This window comes from Streptomyces sp. A012304 (assembly GCF_026008495.1).
Lineage (GTDB): Bacteria > Actinomycetota > Actinomycetes > Streptomycetales > Streptomycetaceae > Streptomyces.
Genome location: NZ_BQUN01000125.1, coordinates 1 through 1906, shown reverse-complemented (window position 1 = coordinate 1906; position 1906 = coordinate 1). Strand labels below are relative to the sequence as shown.

Annotated in this window: 2 protein-coding genes and 1 pseudogene; all 3 read right to left on the bottom strand. The window is 69.2% G+C overall.

Going from position 1 to position 1906, the window contains the following annotated elements; genetic code table 11:
- On the bottom strand, positions 1 to 884 hold an 884-nt coding region (locus tag ALMP_RS32470), incomplete at its 3' end, for an ABC transporter permease (RefSeq protein WP_264934974.1).
- The gene (locus ALMP_RS32465; RefSeq protein ID WP_264934972.1) at positions 871 to 1659 is read right to left on the bottom strand and encodes an ABC transporter ATP-binding protein; all 789 of its coding nucleotides are present in this window, start codon (positions 1657 to 1659) and stop codon (positions 871 to 873) included. The genes ALMP_RS32470 and ALMP_RS32465, both read right to left, overlap by 14 nt.
- 44 nt (positions 1660 to 1703) lie before the next feature.
- Positions 1704 to 1906: pseudogene (locus ALMP_RS32460) on the bottom strand (sulfate ABC transporter substrate-binding protein); the annotation flags it as partial.

Here is a 1906-nt window from a genome sequence, read left to right as displayed (position 1 = left end):
ACCAGCAGGCCGCGTGCGCGCAGGACGCGTCGTTCGAGGGGGGTGAAGATGAGCAGGTCGATGGCGATGCCGACGAAGAGGATGAGGATGATCGCTTCGAAGACCAGGGCCATGGAGCTGGCGTTGCGGCCGTTTTCGAGGAGTGCGCCGAGGCCGACGCCGAGGTCGGGGGAGGAGGCGATGATCTCGGCTGCCATGAGGGAGCGCCAGGAGAAGGCCCAGCCCTGTTTCAGGCCGGCGAGGTAGCCGGGCAGTGCGGCGGGCAGGACGATGTGGCGGGCGCCTTTGAGGCCGGTGGCGCCCATGGTGCGGCCGGCGCGCAGGAAGAGGGGTGGGACCTGGTCGATGCCGGAGACGAGGCCGTTGGCGATGGAGGGGACGGCGCCCAGGAGGATCACCGCGTACATCATGGAGTTGTTCAGGCCGAGCCAGATGACGGCGGGCGGGACCCAGGCCACCGAGGGCAGGGACTGCAGGCCGGAGAGGATGGGTCCGATGGCGGCGCGGATGAATTTGACGCGGGCGACGATGAGGCCGAGCGGGGTGCCGATGGCGAGGGCGAGCAGGAAGCCGAGCAGGCCGCGGGAGACGCTGGTCCAGATGTAGTCGAGGAGTTTCCCTTCGAGCCAGGCGTCGCGGAACTCGCCGCCGACGTCGGCGGGTGAGGGGAGTTTGCTGGGGTCGTCGACGATGTTGAGGGTGATCAGTGCCTGCCAGGCGGCGAGGACGATGGCGATCGCGACGAGGGGTGGCAGGACCTTGCGGGTGAGGGTTTCGCGCAGGGAGGTGCGGCCGGTGACGGTGGTTTCGAGGGCGTCGAGGCCGGCCTCGACGCCTGCCGCCTCGGAGGCGGGGTCTGTCTTTTTTGTGTCAGTGCTGGCCATGGCGGCGGATCTCCCCACGCAGGACTTCGGTGATCTCCAGGGACAGTTCGGCGACGGGGGCGTCCTCGATGCGGCGGGGCTGGGGGATGCCGACGGTCCATTGGCGGGCGATGCGGCCGGGGCGGGAGGAGAGCAGGACGACGCGCTGGGCGAGGCGTACGGCTTCGCGGACGTTGTGGGTGACGAAGAGGACGGACAGGCCGGTCTCTTCCCAGATGCGGGTGAGTTCGTCGTGCAGGACGTCGCGGGTGATGGCGTCGAGGGCGGCGAAGGGTTCGTCCATGAGGAGCAGGCGGGCGTCCTGGGCGAGGGCGCGGGCCAGTGCGACGCGCTGGCGCATGCCGCCGGAGAGTTCGTGGACGCGTTTGCGGTGGGAGCCTGTGAGGCGGACGAGTTCGAGGAGTTCCTCGGCGCGGGTGCGCCGGTCGTTCTTGGGGACGCCGCCGAGTTTGAGGGCGAGTTCGATGTTCTTGCCGGCGGTGAGCCAGGGGAAGAGGGCGTGTTCCTGGAACATCAGGGCGGGGCGGCCGTGGGTGGTGATGGTGCCGGTGGTGGGTTCGTCGAGGCCGGCTACGAGGTTGAGCAGGGTGGACTTGCCGCAGCCGGAGGCTCCCAGGAGGGTGACGAACTCGCCCGGTGCGACATCGAGGGTGATGTCGTCCAGGACGAGCTGGGTGCCCGTGGGCTGGGTGAAGGACTTCGAGACGTGCTCGATGCGGGCGGCGTGCTCCACCGATGTGGTGCCTTCGTCGGCCTTGGCGAGGGCGGTTGCCATGGTCGTCACCTCCTGGGAACTCTCGGGTATCGGATGCGTGGGGGTTACTGGACGCCGAGGCCGGCGTCGTCGACCGTGGCCGCGCCCTCGCTCTTGAGGACCTTGTTCAGCAGGGTGAGGTCGTAGATGCCCTTCAGGTCGGGCTTGTCCAGCAGACCGGCCTTCACCGCGTGCTCCGCCTGCGCGTCGAGGGTCGCGGCCAGCGGATCGTCGAGGAAGGTGATGGACTTCCACGCCGGGTCGAGGA

Coding starts and splice junctions, on each gene's coding strand:
- ALMP_RS32465 (WP_264934972.1), bottom strand. CDS start 1,659: ATGGCAACCGCCCTCGCCAAGGCCGACGAAGGCACCACATCGGTGGAG.